This window comes from Mucilaginibacter rivuli, from assembly GCF_019391655.1.
Taxonomy (GTDB): Bacteria; Bacteroidota; Bacteroidia; order Sphingobacteriales; family Sphingobacteriaceae; genus Mucilaginibacter; species Mucilaginibacter rivuli.
This window is the reverse complement of record NZ_JAHXPQ010000004.1, coordinates 119,089-139,826: the sequence shown is the minus strand read 5'-3', so window position 1 is coordinate 139,826 and position 20,738 is coordinate 119,089. Positions and strand designations below refer to the sequence as shown.

The following is a 20,738-nucleotide window of genomic DNA, read 5'->3' as shown; positions in this document are numbered from 1 at the left end:
TAATCTTTGTGTTGAAAAACCTTAGTTATTATCTTGATATTTATTAATCTAACGTTAGGGGTTTGCGGGTACTGGTGCATTCCCCAAACGTGGTAATTGAGGGCGGGCGGCACCCACGTTTGAAGGCCTGATATTGAAAGGACGCAGTTGTTCAGGCGTTAAAATAACTTTTAGGCTGGCAATGCGAAGGCTGTCCAGTTCATCATGGCGCTTGTTTTGTAAATGCCCATTCGTATTATTTTCAAGGTAGATGTTCTTTAGCCCTTGCTGGTATGTTTCCATTATTTGCAGCACCTTAGCAGCCGTGGATGAATCTGTTTGTAACATGTGCTGATAATATTTGTAAGATAGGGGCATCTTTTTTCGTGAACCGTCCGGCTGCTGCTGTGCGCTGCTTTTAAAACCAAACAGCAGGATGATGGATGAAATTAATATCGCTTTTCTCATGGTTTTATGTGATAATCGTTGGCCTTTAAAATTTTTCCATCCTGATCTTTGATCATTTTCAGTCGCTGGTAATCATCATAAATATAGGTGATGGTTTGCCCCTTAGGGTCTGTTGAACTGGATACCCCCGTTCCCGGAAGGTAAGTATATGTTGTCACCTGTGCACCGGGAAGGCTGTTTCGCAAGCTGTTCAACTGGGCCTGTATGCTTGCCTCGCTTGTAGTCAGGTCGTCCAGCACGGTCTTGTTGACTTGGGCGATTACGCTCGCGTAATCTGCTCCTTTTATAACAGCTATCAGTTGCGTGTTTTGATAGCCATACAGAAAGCTGGTCACGAGTCCGTCTTTCGCAGTCTGCTGTAGAACCTGGCCGCGTCCGTCATATTGATTGACTGTTGCTCTGATTTCGAGGGCATTACCTCCAGCTGAACTTTCTATTGATTGTAACCGAATTGCTTGGTCACTGGTTCCGGGAATAGGAAAAAAGCCGTAATTGCTTTTCATATGGCTAATTTCCTTACTCAAAGTGGTGTTAGTTTGGGTCTGCTCAATAACGGGAGCCACCCTATTCGCACCCGCCATTTCTGTGTATGGCGACGTTGTAAAATCATAAGGGTATTTTAGATTAGTTGCGATAGAATCACCTTTGCTGTTGGTAGTGGTTTGCTTACTGACCTGCATCGGGTAGGTGGGATTATTGTATTCAAGATTCGTCATTCTCGACACGGATTGTCCATCGGCTCCGGCAGTTAAGCTATATTGGGTAATCGGCCGCTTTACCCCCTGGCTAAACCATCGGTTGGCATAGCTGAATAAGTCATAGCCGTATATTTCAAATGTCTCTTGCTCTGAAAAGCCCTGAGAGCTTATTTTCCGTCCGAAAATTGTTTGCTCAATTAAAAAATCATGTACCGGGTTCTTTTCAATCGTTTCATAATCAGTAGTTTCCCAGCGTTCAAATTGTTTTTGATATATGTTATTATCGGCGAATCCGACGATATGTTTAGCCGTAAGTGAACCATAATTCCAAGGCTTATATTCGTCAGCGTATAGTTTGTTATAGGCCATATTGAAACCAGGGTAATCGAGATATCGATAAACGTAAGCCGGACCGTCATCATAAAAATAGGTGGTTTTGATATTGCCGGTAGTTTCAGTGACTTGTGAATAGCCAATGGGTGCTCCCTTAGGCGACATACTCACCGGCCCATGCTCACTTAGAATCAGCTTGCTAACTACAATATGTGGGCCATCTACCAGTTCGCTAATATCGCTGCGGTAAAAGTCAGGATTATTGATCCATTGGTCCACCTCCGAACTGCCAGCTATATATGAATATTCTTTTTTAAGAGCCAGAACACCGTATGAAGTATAACTCTCAACATTTTTTACCCGCAAGCCGCCCACTGGTTTATTACTTCCGGTTGACCAGTTACCTTCATAGTCATAGGTTGTATATCCCCCGGTAGGGTAGGTGATTTTGTTGAGCACCCATTTCTTGGTTGCATCAACGTTCGGTGTGAGCACGGCATCCCCGCCAATGTAATGGTAGGTGTATGGAGCACCGGAAATATTTGTTATCCCATTTATTCTCATACGTACCAATGCAGTTCCTGGTGTTCCATTGCAAAACCCCCACTGATCTACTCCAGTAGATAAAATTCCATTTTCGTCATTGTAGTTAAAACTATAATGCTCCTCCTGACCTCCTCCTGCGTTTTTAAAATTCACGGATGCTAATTTGGCTCTGTTAGCAAAAGGAGCACAGTTAAACATTCCATATTGTAAGGATATGGTTTTTAGAAGTTCGCCCTTGATGTTGCGTATCTCAATATGGTCCAGTTGGAGCGTTGTATTTAGGAAAAACTCAAGCGTTCCACCGGGATAGCTGATTTTTTTTGGCACATAAGTGTGATAATTTACATTGATATTATTATTACTGAAGTTATCCGTTCCCCAGGATGGGTTTTGCACCCAATAATAATCCTCATACCTAGGCTCTCCCCCCTCAAAAGGAAATTCGTAATCCTCCCGGTATTGGTAATTGGTCGTAGAACTATGGAAATCCTCACCAGGCTGATATTCATATAATACATAAGATTGGTTAGACGAGATTGTAGCCAAATGCCATGTGGATGGAGCTGAATTTTCTATTATCGTACCAACGCGGTTATATTTATAATCCTGGGTTTCTGTCGCTCCCAAAGTCCCTGCAGAACCGAATGCGTAACGCGTGCCGTTTGCATCGACTATCGCTGTAACGCCGCCATTATCTCCTGAATACACCTGTAAGCCATCTTCCGTCAATTTATATGCGTGTTGATTTGCGAAGTCAGGTACAGTTAAATGTTCGTAGGCGCGCCGGTCAAGAAACTTACCTGAGTAATTAAGAAAATTATAACTGTACATGTCAAATTCGTGTTCCGTCTGCTTGTTTTCAGTAAGATCTTTTAAGAGATCGTATGGAGTGGCACCATAGTAAGGCGCGCGTGGAATGGTACTCGGACTTAAAATATTCAGCCAGTTTAATTCGTCCGGAACACCATTAATGTTCCTGGAAACCATACCGCCTGTATTCAACGTCCAACCTAAACCAACCATACCTGCCTGATCATCGGGCCGAAAACCTCCTGCATGATAACTGAGGTAAATAGGTACTGTAATGTCACCATCATGAATGGTAAAGACTGGTACCTTAATATCCGGAACACCGGTATAAGTGTTTGTGGGGCAATCTCCATACCGTTGAAATTGCATGGCAGTTGGCGACGGAGGGATATGGTTTGGCAACTCCATTTGGGCAAAACTGTAATATGGAGTGCTTAACAGAATCAATACTATCGTTCTTTTTAATATTTTTTTCATGAAAATTAATGTGTCGCTATTGCAACGAATTTACTTTAGTTGGCAATTGCGCTAAGCAATACTGCAATGATATTTAATATGCTGTTATTTCTTCTTCAATTGATCAACTTGTTTTTGAAGATCAATCATATAAAGCGTTAATTCCTCAACTTTTTTCATCAAGACTTTATTCATCTCCCCCAAATCTAATCCATCTTTCTCAATTTTTTCCGCTGATGGCATGTCGGGTAAATGGTGGTTTTGATCGATATAGGTTTTAATTTCTGAGAGTGGTTTCAAGTTGTAGGAAGGTTGGAAAACATAATCAGGCCAGTTTAACAAGTCCACAACAACTTTTTTCGTATGGATATCGCCATTAACTGCGAGTTTGTAACCATGTGTGTCACCTGTACCGATACCTACATTGCCCCCTTCCGCATTAAGCGCTAATGTAGACCATGCATTCAATGTGTTATTATGGCTTCCGATAGTAGCAACTCCGTTAAGTAAGCCGATAACAACCTTGTCACCTGTACCGGCACCGAAAACGCCCGCTATCCACGAGTTGCTATTATCAGAGTTGACCTGGAATTTCGTACCAGGATTCGTTACACCGATGCCTACGTTACCACCATTGGGTTGCAAAGATAAATTGGTCCATTGATGCTGATACCAACCTGCTTTAATATATCCAAAACCTGGGCCATTTACATCGTATCCAAATACTAATCGTTTAGCGTTATCGCTGCTTCCCGATATTCCAAATTGAGCAATATCAATATCCGTATTCATCGAAACGTCTTGTGAAACATTGAGTTTGTACGAAGGTAATGTTGTACCGATGCCAACACTAGCCGCAAAATATCCTTGTCCATTTGCATTTACAAAATAGGTCCTAAGGTAAGATGATATTCCATCGTACTTTAAACCATCAAAAATATATTAGCATCCCCATTCGCCTGATCTGTTATCGCCCTATATATTCCATCAGGATACGAATAGCTTCCACCTAGTTGATGGCCTATGAAATAAGATTGACCTCCCGCTGATTGGATGACCAATTTATTGTGGCTGACTAGCACATCGTTGACATCTGCTTGCATATTTGTTTGAGCAGTGGAATTTAAATTTAGTACGTTAATGCACAAAAGGAAAAGATAAAATTGTTTCATATTTTTAATATAAGATTATATATAATTTGAGTATGGGGATTTTATTTCGAGGGTTTTAATGCATCAATTTGTTGCTGAAGCGATTGATTGATCTTTTGTTGTTCAATCAAATACAGTGTTAATTCTTCTACTTTCTTGGTAAGTAATTTATTCATTTCACCAACATCTAATCCATCTTTCTCAATTTTTTCAGCCGACGGCATATCGGGAAGGTGGTGATTTTGGTCGATATAGGTCTTAACATCTGAAAGCGGTTTCAGCACATATTTTGGATGGAACACATAATCCGGCCAGTCGGTAAGTTCAACTTTGATTTTTTTAGCATAGGTAATCCCATCAGCAGCTACCCGAAATGTAATTTTGCTTTTGATATCTGCATCAGATAAGGTTTGATCGGTAGTACCGGTCGATGTGATTGGGGCAAAGTATATATCACCCATTATATTGCTATAAATAACGCCGGCACCGTTATGCTGACTATCGTTACTGATATTCCAGATATTTGAACTGTTTCTAGTTGCATTAAACCCTAAATAACTGGTACCATAATTTAAGCCCGGACCACTGGCATCTCCAATTGATGCTTTTGTGCAACCATCATCTACCTGGAAAAGTGATTGAGGATTACTTGCACCGATACCGAAATTTCCATTATATAAAATATTAAACAGATCTATTCCGCTTGCGTTTCCAACTCTTAATGCTTGGTCAGTCGCACTACTGCCTCCGGAAGTATAAAAATGCGTAGCATATGAACCGTTTGCTTTTGTTGCTGTTAAAAACTCCCCTTCATTTGTTTCTCCCGCCAAATAGAGTGGAGATAATCCAGCACTGCTTAAAACCTGTAATTTACCTCCAAATAAATTTGCCGTACCGATACCCACATTACCATTGGCATCCTGAAATAAGCCCTGGTTCGTGCCGAAACTAACGAATGAAAATGTTTGTGCACCGAAAAGGAAGGGTTTCCAGGAAACGGTGGGTTGGATAGAGAATAGTACTGACTTGTCATTTGTGGCGTCATAATAGAGGTTGACAGAGGGCGTTGCGCTGAAGATCGGGCTACCATTGGTGCTGGTGATACCTCCGTTGACGTGCAGGGTGTTTTGGGGACTTGTCGTTCCGATACCAATATTGCCGCTTGAAGGCCAAGGATAGGTATTTTGCGCTTTTAAAAAATTAACCATTGTGCACAGCGCAACAATGAGGAGGTTTTTTTTCATTATTTCAAATTATGTAAGGAACTCTTCAAAGGCAACATGGGGGAAATAGTCGCCAATTCATAAACGATCCTATCGTTTATGTCTGCTAAAGTATGATTATTTTTATATCAAAAAAATGATGTGGAATATTATTACTATTTACTTTTAATGGTAATAATTATTTAACAATACCACCTATCTGGGGATCAAAAACAAACGAACATCCATCAAGATACCCAGCTTGCCCATGCCAGCCCAAAAGCTCCGCAACGAACCACGGCATAAACCGGCCTATCCACCGCGCTACCCATTTATTCCGCTCCTCCTGAGGGAGTCATCCGCGCGGGTGTAAGGCTTTTAGAAATTACAGGTAAAAAATATACAAGATGATACATAATGTATATAAAAAAAGAATAATTCATAATAAAATAAAGCAACGGATCAAATTAAACAGGTCTTACATAATTATTTTCATAACATCTATCCTGATTTACACAGGCAAAAACCCTCAAAATCAATTTGTATCTTATCGCATTGAGAACCGACATTTTACTCTTCCCTTCATTGATCGTTTTCCGTTCAAAGTAGTCCCTTATCTCCGGGATTGATTTTTTTGCTGTCGCGGCGCAGAGGTGCAGAAGCGCCTTCATTTTTTTATTGGCAAAATGAGATACCCTACCCTTAGACTTTGACTTTCCAGATTCGTCCTTGAAAGGAGCGACACCTGCATAACATGCAAATTTTTTAGGGTTGTTAATGTTCCTAAACTCATTGGTATAGATGAGAATATTTAGTGCAGTAATAGGACCTATTGCTTTGACCGAAGTAATAATCTCCATCAATCGTTTTAGTCGGGTATCCGAATTGAGAAGTTTGGTTATAGCTGCTTCAATCTCTGTGATATCCAATTTAATTGCTAGGGAACTACGTTTACATAAACCAATATTTGCTTTGACATTCCCTTTCTAATAAACCCTGCCTGTTCTTTTAAGGGAATGCGCAGGGACATCTGTAAACTTATCATACGATTCCTTAAGGTGTTTAACGATCTCAGTTGTTCTATAACGGGCCGCTTTGGAGTAAAGAAGCGCAAGATGTCCCTTTGCGTGTAGGCATATTCTGAAATTCGTATAGCATCAATTTTATCATTCTTTCCTCGTACTTTGCCGATGGACTGACGAATGTGTTCGGAAGCAGTGCATACGATATTAGCCTTTACTTTTTTAAGGCAACTAATAAGGTGATTGCAATAGATACCTGTCTGCTCCATGCAAAATATTGATTTTGCCAATGTAAAATTGGGGAGTTTCTTTAGGTCGTGAATAAATAAATTTATTTCGCTAACCTGGTTTTTTATTTCTTTATGAAACTCCAATTCTCTCCCTCTTCTCACTGCAAAATCCAATTCATCTTTTGACACATCTATACCTATGAAATAGACATATTTTTTAGTTTTTTCATGTTCCATTACTCGTCAAATTTTAAGGATAAACAGCGGGGATTAGTACTGTAGAAAGGTTTTTTCTGGTAACCTTGCTAATGCGCCCCGCTGTTTAAATAGGGCAACAAGGTATTAACTCGATCAATAGATATAAAAATCTTATAATAATAATTCGCCTTGATTGCTTTCTTGTCTTAAAGTTTTTCCACCTACATCATCACAATACACATAACTCTTTAAACTACATTTTGTAATTAAATAAACAGCAAGAGATTAGCACAACAATTAGGTCTTTACCTTGTCCAATACTTAATACGCTCTGCTGCTTAGTATAAAGCAACCAGGGATTAGCACGACCAACAGACATGAAAATCTTATAATAGTAATAATTCGCCCTGACTGCTTATTCCAATTAAGTATTTTATAAATACCGAAAACCCAGTTTAAAGAAAACTTAAATGAATAACAAAATAGATTTTAGATAGTTGGGTATAACTTATCAAGTATTGTGGAATAAGTTTTTATATGCATTATTTTTTTATCTCGAAACATACCTGTAAGGTCAAACTTTTTTTCTTTTGCGTTCCGGACACTTTATCTGCGGTTTTCCAAGTTACCGTTCTCGGGATTCCTATACCAACTGTCACCTCAAATGTGCGCAACATCCTCGTCAAATCGAAATAATCTCCCTCAAAATCCAATCGTTGAATGATAAAATGCTCGTTGCGATATAGAAGATCTTGATCAGGCACCTCTGACAGCTTCACATGCTCCTTATCCGCTATCTGTGAGATCAAAGCGAGGGTGTTACCCCTAAGCGATAAGGAATCCATTTTGTACTTATTTATGATCGCATCAAGGTTCTTAGTTTTTCTCTCCAAATAGCCTGGCTGGTACGACAAATCGGATGCTGATGCTATTGATAACGTGAGATCGTTATGAGCTTGCATCGCATCAACAGTTTTTTTGAAAGCTAACTGATAACTGATATACAGTAAGATTACCGTGCCTGCAATGAGCAAGTATTCTTTTTTGAGCTTTGCCAATCTTTCCATCTTTAATAAGTTATATTAACGATAAATTGGCCGGTATTCAACTCATTGTTGAAACTGTAGTTTTGTAACTGCACTCCTTTCACCCAACGCTTTGATTTTATTCTGGCCATCCACTCATTGACAGGAAGGATCTTCTGCGAAACGCCCGTAATCGTTATCTGCCTGTCTTTAAATATCAACGTCCTTTGAGTACGGCTAGAATTAACATCAATAGGGTTGATCTCCACCTGTTTCCAGGTGATATCTGCGGGCATTTCGGCAGCCAACTGGTCTGTTAGCTGCGCTTTGCTTATCCCCCCGTCCCATCCCAGATATTGTAATTGCTGCTCTTTGCCTTTTATCCTGTCTGCAGCATCCTTTATCTGGCTGACATTTTGTGACGAGCGACTAACCTGGTACGCTAAACCTGTATTTTCGGATTGATAGTAAGAAAAGAGGATAAAGTTAGCGAGCAACAAAATGAAAAGACCAACCAAGATTACTGCACCATAGGATTTTACCCTCTTAACAGAAACGGCATTATTATATCCATGGTTTACGGTTTCAATATCGGGGGAAATGACATCCAATTGCTCGGCCATCATCAGCTGAAAAGCGGACGCGTAGGCCAAAACCAATAGCTCATCAATTGGCTCATTTTCAATTTTTAATGGAAAAGATGAGGTGTAAGCAGTGCCATAAGTGTATTTGCTCCATTGCTTTTGCCCATCCTGCACGATGATGTGCCCGTCAAACGCCACTTCATTTGCATACAAATTTAGTTGCGGTAGGACATGATTGACAATAAAAGGCCCCAGGCTTAGCATTACAGGCGTAAGTCCTACATCCCGGAATTGGTCAAGTAATTTATCCGCTTCCGCTTTTCGCATGACTGCAATAAAAGAGTACTCACCCGACACGAAGTTCTGTATGTAAAAATCTTCAAAATTAGCATTAGGCAGTATTTGACCAAAGTTTGATGGCGTTACCGGATCTATTTTTTCAATCTGCTTATATAGTACCCCTTTCCCCGTAATATTTAATGAGATGACACTTTTTGAAGGGATATGCTTTATGAGGTCATTTATTTCATTTAATCCTGCGATCTTCTTCTCTAAAGTGAGCGAGCTGTTACTTCGTGACACCTGGCATAGGCTAAGCGACATGGAGCCATCCGATGCTATCACTAGGCCTACGCCAATGGTATTACTGAAAGCGGTAAGCCTGTTCATCATAACTATTGCTAATGTATGATCGTAGGTTTAATAAAAACCAGCGTAACGATCTTAGCATTCGTCTTGCTCCTGCTGCTAAAAAGCCATTTAATGATCGGTATGCGGGACAGCAAAGGTATACCTGAAGAACTGGTGCCTTCTTCCGTCCGTTCTATTCCTCCTAATACCAGCATATCACCATCGTGAGCCCTGATAATTGATTCGTACTTACTGTTTGACGTAGGCGCAGGAGCGTTAGCCGGAGGCGTTCCAATAAAGTCAGTAATATCTATCTTAATGCCTAAGGTAACCTGATCGTCTCCTGATACAACTGGCTTGATATTGATCACCATATTGGCTTCTATCTTATTGTACTGTTGCGTAAAAATACTGGTAGGAGTAGTAATTGATGGTAAAACATTCTGTGTCTGGACAAGGTAATAGCGGGTAGAACCGATACTTAATGAAGCGGTATGCCCGTTCAGTGTTGTTAGTTTAGGTACCGAATGCACTTCGATATCATCATGAGATTCAAGGGCGTTGATAGTGGCATAAAAGTTTGGAGCAACGTGACCCAAATTTAAATGCGTAACGCCACCCAATTGATTTAGAAAATCATTAATGGCACCAGAGCCCATTGTGTAATTGATGCCCGGCAATACGCTTCCCCCTGTTTTAACACTATCGGCAATTCCCGCCTTAATACCAGTAGTAACCGTTTTGCTTTTATTGATATCGACCATAGTTACTTCGATCATTACCATTGGGACTAATTGATCGAGTTGTTTAATGTAGTTTTCTAATTCAGCTATCTGTGGTCCGGACCCGGAAAGTAATAATGTGTTTTGTTCGCGAAATTCTTTTATCTCCACACCCTTTTTCCATTCAACGGGAATCATAGCCTGCACTGTATCAATAGATCGATTTTGCAATACAACTACTTTATTGTTTCTTAACCCCTCCAGCTTCCTGTCACCAATCATGTAAATACCATTTTCAGTTCTATAGGTATAATCCGTTCCCTGGAATATAGCGGTCATGAAGGCATCATAGGGCACATCGGTAATATGCATCGATATGGTTCCCTTGATGTCCGAATACAGGAAGTAGTTTTTGCCCAACTCCTGTGAGGCTGTTTTAACCAGGTCCAATATCGAAGCGTTTGTCGCATCACATGATATCACCTTCTGTCCGCTGGCATTGGTTTTTACGAACAAGCCCAAATTGCCACCGCCCGTCGAAGTTATGGGTTTGAAGTTTTTTCTTACGGCGATGTTTTTATCCCCGGTCACATAGTTTTCCTCCCCGTCACCCAGTGCCTGGAACAGGTAGAAGTTATCATTGGTTTTCACCAGCTTGATCTCATTAGCGAAGGCGATCTTTTCCAAAGCATTATCGAACGGCGCGGCTGCGATAAAAACAGTCACTTTTTTACCCATCAGTGCGGGCGCCACCAGTATGTTTTTACCTGATAACTGGGTGATTTTTCTCGTTACAGAAAACAGGCTGTCGTTATTTAGCTCTACTGATAGCGTATTATCAGGCGCGTTGTACTTAACTTTTATTTCCTTAGGGACAATGATGCTTTGGGCGGGATCAACATAGGGATCAACACTAATAATTGTACCGATAAAGGAGATGTCCAAGTTATAGGTTTTAGCCAGAAATACCAGGACATTTTGCGCGGTCACGTTATTGAAATTGTCCGCGATCCTGATATTCAACTTCGGGTCAACGCTGATACTCAGATTGCTTGACTTGGACAATGCGCTTAGAAAGTCCTGTATGCTCACCCCGTTTACCGAAAGCTGTACCTTGTCATGAAGCTGCGGTAAGGTGGCCGAGAATTGTTCGAGTTTATCCTGAATGGCCTGTATACGATCCTGTTTTTGTGCTTTTACGCTCACTGCGCCACATACCAGCAATACCCCAATAACATAAGTAAACAATTTCTGCATCGAATATCAATAATTAAATAATAGCGGATAAATTTCCTCCAGGCTCGTTAAACCCTGGCTGAACAAGTCAAAAGCATTTTCCGCTAAAGTATGTATTCCGCGCTCCTTTAAAAGGTCCTGAATATACATATTCCCGTTCTTAATTTCCAATGCTAAATCCTGATCTATAGGAATAACCTCATATACCGCTTTACGCCCTTTATAACCCGTGTAATAGCATTGTTCGCAACCGTTAGGGGTGTGATGGTGCAGTACTTCGCTGTAGGGTTTGAATTGCTTAGGATACAAATCCTTTTTAAATTCCTGTTCTTGCTTACAGTGGGGGCACAATAAACGAATCAGGCGTTGGGCAACGGTTGTATTGAGCGTGTTGGCGACTAAAAAAGATGGTATGCCCATATCTATCAATCTTGATACCGTTCCCCAAGCGGAGTTGGTGTGAATGGTTGATAGCACCAGGTGGCCTGTTAGTGCGGCCCTGATTGCCATATTTGCGGTATCGGTATCGCGTATCTCACCTACCATAATAACGTCGGGATCCTGTCTTAAAAATGTCCGCAGTGCTTCCGCGAAACCAAGGCCAATGGATTCCTTGAGTTGAACCTGGTTTACACCTTCCAGCGTGTATTCTACCGGATCTTCTACGGTCAGGATGTTGCGGGTTTCTTTATTGAGGAATTTAAGCGTACCGTAAAGGGTAGTGGTCTTTCCGGAACCGGTAGGGCCACTGATGAGCAATATGCCGTTGGGCCTTTTTACACCCTGTATGTAATTATCCAGGTCGAATGCAGAAAAACCCAGGCTGTTCAGATCAATATTGGTTGCATCATTGTTCAGCAAACGCAGTACAATTTTTTCACCAAACAAGGTTGGCAATATCGATACACGGATATCAAACTGCTGTTCCTTATGTTTGAAATTGATCCGGCCATCCTGCGGCAGACGCTTCTCGGAAATGTCGAGATTAGAGAGGATCTTGATCTTATTTATCAGCGCGGGATATTCTTCCCGCTTCAACAGATACCGCTCCACCATCATGCCGTCTATGCGGATACGTACCCTGCACTTGTTCTCATAGCTTTCGATGTGGATATCGCTGCTCTTCAAGTTCTTTGCTTCGCTGATGAGGTTGTGCAGGAAATCATCGGCATTATGCATTTGCAAATGAACAGCGCTTTGGGCCGCGTTATCCTTGATGTAGTATTTGGATAGGAGCCTCGCAATCTGCGTTGGAGAGATGGCCTCCAACCTTACAGTTACATCCAATAATATCTCCAGTTCGTCAGTCAGGCTATTTTCATCAGCGCCATCTTCACAATACAAAAAGAATGTATCTGCCGTTTTATGCTTGGGCAGGATACGATAATGCCAAGCCTGATCTTTGGTTAAAAGATGGATATTGTCCGTTGATAAAGTAATTTCTTCCTTCTGCTCCATCAATGTATCAATTATTGTATCCATTCATCATTGGCAATATTTATTTTATAGTACCAACTTACTCCCAAACATACACATAAAATACAGGCTTGTAAGCCTGCGAGAGGTATTTGCTCGTATCTCCTGTTAATCAATGCCCGTATAATGATAATACAAACCACTGCGATTAGGCTAAACACATAGAAAAAAATATAATTCAAGATAGAAAAATAGCAGGTAATGCTCAGTAACAGTAAGATATCGCCCCAGCCTAACAGTTCATTGGTGATGTTTATCCATCGCTTGTTTTTTACCGAAAAATAAACCGATACCAGCAATAATTGCAGTATAAGGAAACCGGCATTCATTAACGTGATTTCACCAGTCTGCATGAAGCTTTGATGATTGGCTAGCTTTAAGTCAGCAACTAAAAACACCGTCAATAACGGGAACCAAAACCAATAAACCGACCGGCTCTTAAAGTCCTGTAAAGCAATTGCTACTAACATCAATAATATGCACAGGCGGATAACCCACACCATCAATCAGGCGTTACTTCGTGGATATTTTTATCCTGATCGACTTCCCACACGTTAAACGTGCCATTGCCGTTAAAATCCACCACAGATACCGCTCTTGCCGTAAAACTGGTATTGGTTGCATTGGTGATTTCAATTCGGTAGTTGGCACGGCCATCCTTACCATCGGTGCTGAGTTTCTCTTGAATATAACCCAATTCTTTTAGGTCCGTTGAGTATTTGGAGTGCTCGTAGTAATAGTTTTTCTCCAATGTATGGATATGTTCTAATTGTACTTTAGCCTCGGTAGTTTTAGCTTTTGTAATAAGAGGCAATAGGTTAGGTAATACCAATAAAACCAATATACCAATAATAACTAAAACTACTAATATTTCGGTTAATGTATAGGCCTTGAAGCGCTTTTTTAAAATGGGGCGTATTGGGTTCATTCAGGTAATAATAATATGCCTAAACTACATTTTTATATGAAACTGAGCAAATTTTATTGTTAAAGCCAGATATGTTTGCTAAATTTTTCAATCAGAGATTTTTACAAAATCAACCCAAAGAAATACATACTTTGGATTAGTTTTTCTTTAGCTCGTTGATTTGCCGTTGAAGTGATTGATTGATCTTTTGTTGCTCGATCAGGTACAACGTCAATTCCTCAATTTTCTTTAATAATAGCGCTTCTGTTTCGCCAACATTAATCCCGTTCTGTCTTACTTCCGCCGCCGAGGGTACTTCGGGCAGGTGTTTGTTTTTATCAATATATTGTGCCACATTTTTTAAAGGCCTTAGCTTATAGTCTTTATCAAATACATAATCAGCCCATCCGGTTTCAACTTTAATTTCTTTTGACCTGATTGACCCGTTAACCGACAACTTATAAGCCTGATTGGGAATGTTGGTATTTATACCAATATTACCTTGATCATCCGTAATCAATACCGGGTTGATGGTTAAAGGAGTAATTTCTGTAACACCTGTTGGCGCGCTTGTTGAGGTAGTATTAGTAATTAATTGTGTAGGATTACCACCAACCATGCACGATTTAACAGCGATGGCGGTGTAGTAGTATGTTAATAAATAAAAATCGATACCACCTGTTGAATTAGTATAACCATGCAGTGTATAATTGCCCCCGTTTGTACTTCCTAAAGTCACCTGGTCTATTTTAAGGCTATTGCGATTAGAGATATAAAAAGTGGTTTCACCTGTTGCATAGGATTCCCACGCCCCACCCAAAATATCAACCTTTAACTTGTGAAGGTTGTTCGCATTTGTTACAGGCAGACTGCCTAAGTAAACATATACCGGCGCGGAGGGGGTAGCAATAACCTCAGTACCGTATTGAGCTTTCAAGCTTGCTGTAACAGCGCATAGCAAAATGATAATTATGATCTTTTTCATTATTGATTTATAAAATATTTTTCATTCCCATACCAACTTTCAGTGACAGGAGAATTTTTTATATACAATTATTTCCTTTATGAAACAGCAGTATTCAAAGAAACAATATTTTCTGAAAATATGTCCAATTTAATTTTATTCGGTATCAAAAACTATTGCTCATTTGAAACAATGGAAGATACATCGAAACTAAAATAACGCCGACTATTAACCCCAAAAATATAATAATAAGCGGCTCCATCGCACTGCTTAGTGTGGTGGTTTTGTATTCAACCTCTTCGACATACTGCTCTGATATGATACCGAAGAAATAATCCAACTGATTTGTTTCCTCTCCGACTTTAACTAATTGAACCATTTTAGCCGGGTAGACGCTAAACTGCTGCAGACTTTGATGCAATGATTTACCATTCATTATATCCGATTCAATTGTGGCTAATGAGGAATCTATAGGATAATACCGGATCATTTGCCGGATCAAAGCGATGGCGCGTAACAAAGGTAACTTGGCATTGATCAACAAGCGCATGGAATTGCAAAAGCGTGCCAGGTATATTTTTTGTACGAGGTTCCCTATTACGGGTATTTTTAATACTGACAATGAGAATATTTTCCGGAACTGTTCTGTCTTCCGAGAGCTAAATATAAATACGGCAACAGACAAGATTAACAACAGTCCTATTACAAAATTATCCTGCAAAGCTTGCGAAATGCCAATGATCTTCTCCGTGATCCAGGGTAGTTTTCCCCCAAATCTTTTGAACACATCGCCAAACATTGGTACTACAAATTTGAGCATAAAGAATACTGCCCCCAGCGAAGTGGATAATACGATAATCGGGTAGGTTAACGCGCCCACGATCTTGCGCCTCTGTTTGATCTTGCTTTGATAATACTTGGCCAAATCGCTCAATACTTCGATCAGCTTCCCCGTTTCTTCACCTATCTGTAAACTGTAAACTTCATATAAAGAAAACTTTTGTGTATCCTTTAAAGCCTGTGAAAATGTAGAACCTGCGAGCACGGCCTTTTGAATACCAGCAAATAACTCTTTGTCTTTCTCTTTTTGCTGGTCGGCTGTGATGAGTTCAAAACTACTTTTCAGGTCAATACCTGCCTTTAACAAAGAACTTAGTTCAAGGTACAGATACTCTTTCTTTTTATCAGGCAACTCGGTACTACCAAATGAAATATCCTTATTTAACAGTTCGCCCAAACTGCTCTTTGAAGACTTTTCTATTTTTTTTGAAGTCTTCTTTTTTTCGTACCTGCTAATATCAATTGACGGCATCCGGATTTCTTTGTATCAGGTTCAAGGAGCTATACATCTTTTGGTAATGGCATGGGATGTTCAAATCCTTAAAATTGATCGTGAATGACAATTCATCTATCCGTGCCGATTCGCTGGTTGTGTTTGCTTCAGTTTGATTATTATTCAGGTTACCTTCAAACGCAGTTTTTAAATCAGTCATACTTACTTTAAAAGTATCAATTACCCCCGACTTTCTAATGATTGTTCCACGATTAAATTCATAATGCACATCTGTCATATTATCTTTATTGATCAATAACCCATTACCCGAATCAGCGATCATATTAGCTTGTTCAAAATCCCTTTTAAGTAATTCATCCACTCTGTTCAGAACCGCGATGTCGTCGTTTCTTGTTTTAAAGCTAAGATATGATTTACCGATGATGTTATACGAAGTATAAGTAATGCCGATAACAATAGCCGCGATCAGCATGGATATAGTGACTTCCATAATGGTAAAAGCTTTAACGCGGTGTTTATTTGTTGGCATTGACCACCTCCTTTACTTCTGCTATTTTTTCTTGGTTCTGATCGTACGCAATTAATGTAACTAAATGCAAGTTAGTTACATTATTGTACTCGCTAATCTCTTCATCTACCCGCACATCGTCAATCACAAACGACTGCTTTGAAATATCCGACATTTTTTCGGCAACAAGCAAAGCATCCTGTAACACTCTTTGGGCCTTGATTTTCTTAACGGATAGTGACGACCTTTGCACATTGGTAAATATCATCATCGCAATGGTAAATACCGTTACAATAACCACCATGGCGATCACAACCTCCAGTATACTGGAAGCCTTTAACTTTGCCTTAAATTTCAGTTTCCTTCCAGCCATTGTAAAACTTTTTGTTTTTTTGCTGCGACCGGAAAAAGAGGGCTGCTTAAATAGTATCGGGATAAGCCTTTGGTATCCAAACTGGTATTGATCAGGTAATTCTCATACGTGGTATAGGCTGACTGATAAAGAAATCTGTTGGTAAACAAACTGCCTTTAATATCTCCTCCTTTGTTAAACCTTACCAGTCCCTGCGCATAGATCTGTCCGTATATTTTTACGCCCTTACCGATATCGATCAAAGTTTGCAAAGTGCTTTTTTCCTTTTCGTAGGTAAATATAGAGCCTGTTATGGTACAGTTTTCGCCTGCGGTGATTTTGCCTTGGGTGCGTTTATCATTTTGATATCGCAATATTCCTAAGCAAGAAGGATAATTCAGGTTGCAGTTCTTATCTACCGTAATGGAATCTGTCGCGAATAACTGGCATGTACCGTTAAAGCCTTCATTGATATGTATAGACTTAGCGTAAACAATAACGTTTTTTAATGTGCAGGTGTTGTCAATAGTGATAGCCGTGTCCGAATATAAAACAACATTGCCGCTTAGTTTAATATTGGAGACCTCCATCACTTTCCTCTTAAAATTAAAGACTCTGCAAGGAGAGAAATAGGATAGATTTAGCGAGTCTGTTTTTGGTAAGACGGTATCAGTAAAGGGTGTTTTAAACTGGTTCAGATAGGCCAATTTTTCAATTTGAAACTTAGGTAATGTTTTTTCACTATTGCGTTTTTGCCCTATCACCAAACGTTTATCCCCCTGATAGGCTTTACCATCTACATACGCCTCTTTAATTCCGGCTTTAGGAACATAGGCGGTGCCTCTTATTTGTGTATTTCCACTAACGGATAGTGGCCGGTCTTCATCGATGATATACAGTGCTGCCCACTTCATTGAATCTATTGTGTTGGCAATGGAAAATGCTTTATATAGTGTATCATTTTGTTTGAAAGATTTACAAATGCCGATAGTGTACATGCCCCACGGAATCGTTTTAAGGCTTACCGAGTCTTCCTGATCCTGATACAAATCGATTTTTTTTTCACTGTTGTAAATAGCAGCATCGCTTCCCAGCAGGATATGGGTTGCGGAGTTTAGATTAGTTTGCAGCCGGTCATACCTAAACTTTCGCTGGTATTGCAATTTGTAGTAATAGGCGGTAAATATTAGCGCGGAACAGATTACCCCGATCATCAGGGCAATCACGATGACGATATATAGCGCTGATGCTTTAACCATAAACCTTGTTAATTGACATCAGTGGTATCGGCCTTGTCTTTCTTTTTAAAGATATTGATCTTGTTCCAAAAACTCTTGTGTTTCGTTTCAGGCGCTATCACGTTGTTCTTGTAATCGCCCTTTTGCTTTAGGTTTCCTTTTTCATCATACAACACAAACGGCCCACTTTTTACACCATTTTCCCAATTTACCTGTTGCAGCAAAACACCATCTAAACTCCAGTTCTTCCAAAGCCCAGTCTTTAAACCTTTTTTAAATAGGCCCTCCTCTTTCAAATTTTTGTTCAGGTAAAATTCTTTGTAAGGGCCATTAAGCAAATGCCCGCTGAAGCTCCCCTGTGTTTGTTTGATGCTGTTGGAACTGAACCAATAATATATCTTATCTGTCCGAGGCGTAGGTGCAGTTCCAACGGGATTGATCTCTGCAATGATACTTTTATCAGGCGTATTCAAATGAACCTTGTATATCCCCAAGTTAGGGGTTTGCTGTGCAAAACCCGCAACGGAAAAAAGACTAAAAAATATAACGATCAATCTCTTCATTGGCCCTTGGTGTTCATAGTGATAAATTTAGTATTTCCCTGGTATAAAACCTTGATGGAGTCTTTCATGTTTTTGATGAGTTTTACCTGATCGGCAGTTTCACCTTCGGAAAGCATTTGCTGCTTGCCATTGATACTTACAATAGCGATGATCCTTTTTGAACCCGGGTTATAAACAAACCCGGAATATCTAATAAACCCCCAATTTAAAGCAGGTTTCTGAGTGATGGGATGGGGGGCAGTTGAATGCACCAGTTTGTTGATTGGTATCTCAACAGTGTCTTTTTGTTTCCCTTCTGAAAACGGGTCGCGATAATTGAGTAACAGCTTCGTGGTGTCTTTGGGTACTTCATAATCGTTGTATTCTTCCTTTTTTTCAACAAGTCGGGGCTGAAAATCATGATTGTCCTCGGCACTAACCGCCTGGAAAACCCGATAAATGATCATTCCCCAAACGGCAACAACCAACAGGCCTAAAAAGTATGTTACCTTTTTGTTCTTCATGTTCCGTTTGCTTATTGAACAAAGAAATTACGCATCACGCTGGCTGTTCCTTCGTTGCCAGCGGCATCTACCGCGCTCACTTTCCAATAAAAATGATCACCGCTTTTACCGAGGTTGAAATTATAAGTAGTGCTTGTCACTGGTGCAGGAAAACTTGAATTGTACAATGTGGTGGAATCACTTTTTAATACATAGAGTTTGTATTTAGTTGCTTTGGCTACCGCGTTCCATTGTAAAACTACTGGTAAAGCTGTTGTTTGGCGATTGCTCGGTGCGACTAAGGTAACTATACCCGGCGGCGTATGATTGTAAGTAATGATATTAACAGTTGACCATTTTGCTTGCGCCGTATCATTCTCTGCCCTTACGCGCCACTGGTATGTTTGGTCTTTCGGGAAAGCGTAATTTGCCTGTAAGCCCGGAATTACTTGGTTATAGATCACATTAGCCTCATTCACAAAATTATTGGTATCAACTTGTAAACGGTATTTTGTAGCGCCATACATGCTTTGCCATTGAAACGTATAAGGGTTTTGATTGGTAAATGTATTGTTGGATGGTGAAACCAGTTGCGTAATTTGTTGTTTTATAGATGAATACAATACCGTAAAACTATAAACAGTTGAATAAGGTGTTGCGCTGCTGCCATTCTCAGCACGTACCCGCCATTGGTATTTGCCCGGCGGTAACGTAAACGTATAGGTATTCCTTTTAACAACAGTATCCAATACCAGATTAGCGACGGAATCAAATTTTGGGGTGACAATCTGCAAGTGGTAATCCAAAGCGTTATCTACCTTGTCCCACCAGAAGTTGAGGGTATAGCTGCTGCTTTGATAGTTATTGCCGGGGGTCTGTAAAATCACTTGGCTGCCACTTATTGACTTCTCTATGAGATCGCTGCAAGCGCTAACAGCTAAAACACCTATAAATACTATAAACCAGTATATGTTTTTCATTTTCATACTGGTTTAAAATTATGAAATAATCAATAAAATTTTACTCGGAATTAATTAATCTTTTTATTTGTTACGTATTACTGCATTTTTAATTATTTTCAAAAGTTTGTTGCTTGAAGCATTCACGATAAGCTAACATACTACATAGCCGCATGCTTTCTCTATACAACAGGTTGGCTCCATCGCGGTACAATTCGAGAAATACTGCAACATTTACATTTTTCCGTGGCAAGTTATTTGCTAATAATAACAGGCCTTACCAATATGAATTAGTTGATATAACACGTTAAACCCTAATGCAAAAGAGGAATAAGTAAGAACTATATAGAGGGGTGTAAATTCCTGTAAATGTTATGACTATTACATAATTTACTTTTCTCTAAGTTTGCAGATTACTCTTTTATTGTCATTGGCTTTAATTAAAACAATGTCATAATCCTTGGAATCTTTATAAACAGAATCGCCAACTCTTATTTTTTTTTGCAATTCGGGCCAATAATGTGCTAAATCATGTTCTTTATTCGATACGGTGATGTACATTCTTTCTTTTATATCCACTCGAATATTTTCAACCTTTCCATTTAAAGAAAGTAAATAAATATCATTATGACGAAAACGATTTCCCGAAACTATGACATAAACTAAAATTCCTAATAAACCTAATATGATAATTGTTTTTTTCAT

At 39.7% G+C, this 20,738-nt stretch carries 22 protein-coding genes; all 22 read right to left on the bottom strand.

Translation table 11 applies throughout. The features are described from left to right. Positions 1-54: 54 nt before the first annotated feature. Complete coding sequence (locus KXQ82_RS10495) at positions 55-447, bottom strand: hypothetical protein (protein WP_219488264.1); 393 nt, start codon at positions 445-447, stop codon at positions 55-57. Continuing rightward, entirely contained in the window at positions 444-3,311 is a 2,868-nt protein-coding gene (locus KXQ82_RS10490) for a hypothetical protein (protein ID WP_219488262.1), read from the bottom strand. Before KXQ82_RS10490 ends, KXQ82_RS10495 begins: the two co-directional genes overlap by 4 nt. 84 nt (positions 3,312-3,395) lie before the next feature. Continuing rightward, the gene (locus tag KXQ82_RS10485) at positions 3,396-4,082 is read right to left on the bottom strand and encodes a hypothetical protein (RefSeq protein ID WP_219488260.1); all 687 of its coding nucleotides are present in this window, start codon (positions 4,080-4,082) and stop codon (positions 3,396-3,398) included. Between the two features lie 131 nt (positions 4,083-4,213). Beyond that, complete coding sequence (locus tag KXQ82_RS10480) at positions 4,214-4,462, bottom strand: hypothetical protein (protein ID WP_219488258.1); 249 nt, start codon at positions 4,460-4,462, stop codon at positions 4,214-4,216. Between the two features lie 41 nt (positions 4,463-4,503). Further along, positions 4,504-5,685, bottom strand: coding sequence for a hypothetical protein (locus tag KXQ82_RS10475; protein ID WP_219488257.1), 1,182 nt, complete (start codon positions 5,683-5,685; stop codon positions 4,504-4,506). 425 nt (positions 5,686-6,110) lie between these two features. Continuing rightward, positions 6,111-6,503 (bottom strand): transposase, encoded by a 393-nt coding sequence (locus KXQ82_RS10470; RefSeq protein ID WP_219488255.1) that lies wholly within the window; start codon positions 6,501-6,503, stop codon positions 6,111-6,113. Between the two features lie 77 nt (positions 6,504-6,580). Continuing rightward, positions 6,581-7,132 carry an IS110 family transposase gene (locus tag KXQ82_RS10465; RefSeq protein WP_219488253.1) on the bottom strand — a complete coding sequence of 184 codons (552 nt, stop codon included), beginning with the start codon at positions 7,130-7,132 and terminating at the stop codon, positions 6,581-6,583. A 503-nt stretch (positions 7,133-7,635) separates the two neighbouring features. After that, positions 7,636-8,160, bottom strand: a complete 525-nt coding sequence (locus tag KXQ82_RS10460; RefSeq protein WP_219488251.1) for a hypothetical protein — start codon at positions 8,158-8,160, stop codon at positions 7,636-7,638. A gap of 2 nt (positions 8,161-8,162) precedes the next feature. After that, positions 8,163-9,374, bottom strand: coding sequence for a hypothetical protein (locus tag KXQ82_RS10455; protein ID WP_219488249.1), 1,212 nt, complete (start codon positions 9,372-9,374; stop codon positions 8,163-8,165). A gap of 8 nt (positions 9,375-9,382) precedes the next feature. Next, positions 9,383-11,311 (bottom strand): type II secretion system protein GspD, encoded by a 1,929-nt coding sequence (locus KXQ82_RS10450; RefSeq protein ID WP_219488248.1) that lies wholly within the window; start codon positions 11,309-11,311, stop codon positions 9,383-9,385. Between the two features lie 6 nt (positions 11,312-11,317). Further along, positions 11,318-12,772: a GspE/PulE family protein gene (locus KXQ82_RS10445; RefSeq protein ID WP_255563600.1), complete on the bottom strand. Its 1,455-nt coding sequence runs from the start codon at positions 12,770-12,772 to the stop codon at positions 11,318-11,320. Further along, positions 12,760-13,119 carry a hypothetical protein gene (locus KXQ82_RS10440; RefSeq protein ID WP_219488247.1) on the bottom strand — a complete coding sequence of 120 codons (360 nt, stop codon included), beginning with the start codon at positions 13,117-13,119 and terminating at the stop codon, positions 12,760-12,762. The genes KXQ82_RS10445 and KXQ82_RS10440 overlap by 13 nt, the downstream gene beginning before the upstream one ends. A gap of 149 nt (positions 13,120-13,268) precedes the next feature. Next, positions 13,269-13,694: a type IV pilin protein gene (locus tag KXQ82_RS10435; RefSeq protein ID WP_219488245.1), complete on the bottom strand. Its 426-nt coding sequence runs from the start codon at positions 13,692-13,694 to the stop codon at positions 13,269-13,271. Between the two features lie 136 nt (positions 13,695-13,830). Then, positions 13,831-14,658 carry a hypothetical protein gene (locus KXQ82_RS10430; protein WP_219488243.1) on the bottom strand — a complete coding sequence of 276 codons (828 nt, stop codon included), beginning with the start codon at positions 14,656-14,658 and terminating at the stop codon, positions 13,831-13,833. Positions 14,659-14,803: 145 nt separating this feature from the next. Further along, positions 14,804-15,949, bottom strand: coding sequence for a type II secretion system F family protein (locus tag KXQ82_RS10425; RefSeq protein WP_219488242.1), 1,146 nt, complete (start codon positions 15,947-15,949; stop codon positions 14,804-14,806). Continuing rightward, a complete protein-coding gene (locus KXQ82_RS10420) occupies positions 15,936-16,460 on the bottom strand; it encodes a PulJ/GspJ family protein (protein ID WP_219488240.1) in 525 nt (174 codons plus the stop codon). The genes KXQ82_RS10425 and KXQ82_RS10420 overlap by 14 nt, the downstream gene beginning before the upstream one ends. After that, positions 16,447-16,812 carry a hypothetical protein gene (locus KXQ82_RS10415; RefSeq protein WP_219488238.1) on the bottom strand — a complete coding sequence of 122 codons (366 nt, stop codon included), beginning with the start codon at positions 16,810-16,812 and terminating at the stop codon, positions 16,447-16,449. The genes KXQ82_RS10420 and KXQ82_RS10415 overlap by 14 nt, the downstream gene beginning before the upstream one ends. Beyond that, positions 16,794-18,050, bottom strand: coding sequence for a hypothetical protein (locus KXQ82_RS10410; protein WP_219488237.1), 1,257 nt, complete (start codon positions 18,048-18,050; stop codon positions 16,794-16,796). The genes KXQ82_RS10415 and KXQ82_RS10410 overlap by 19 nt, the downstream gene beginning before the upstream one ends. 8 nt (positions 18,051-18,058) lie before the next feature. After that, positions 18,059-18,592: a toxin-antitoxin system YwqK family antitoxin gene (locus KXQ82_RS10405; RefSeq protein ID WP_219488235.1), complete on the bottom strand. Its 534-nt coding sequence runs from the start codon at positions 18,590-18,592 to the stop codon at positions 18,059-18,061. Then, positions 18,589-19,095 (bottom strand): hypothetical protein, encoded by a 507-nt coding sequence (locus KXQ82_RS10400; protein ID WP_219488234.1) that lies wholly within the window; start codon positions 19,093-19,095, stop codon positions 18,589-18,591. Before KXQ82_RS10400 ends, KXQ82_RS10405 begins: the two co-directional genes overlap by 4 nt. Before the next feature lie 11 nt (positions 19,096-19,106). Then, entirely contained in the window at positions 19,107-20,054 is a 948-nt protein-coding gene (locus KXQ82_RS10395) for a fibronectin type III domain-containing protein (protein ID WP_219488233.1), read from the bottom strand. Between the two features lie 369 nt (positions 20,055-20,423). Further along, complete coding sequence (locus tag KXQ82_RS10390) at positions 20,424-20,738, bottom strand: hypothetical protein (protein ID WP_219488232.1); 315 nt, start codon at positions 20,736-20,738, stop codon at positions 20,424-20,426.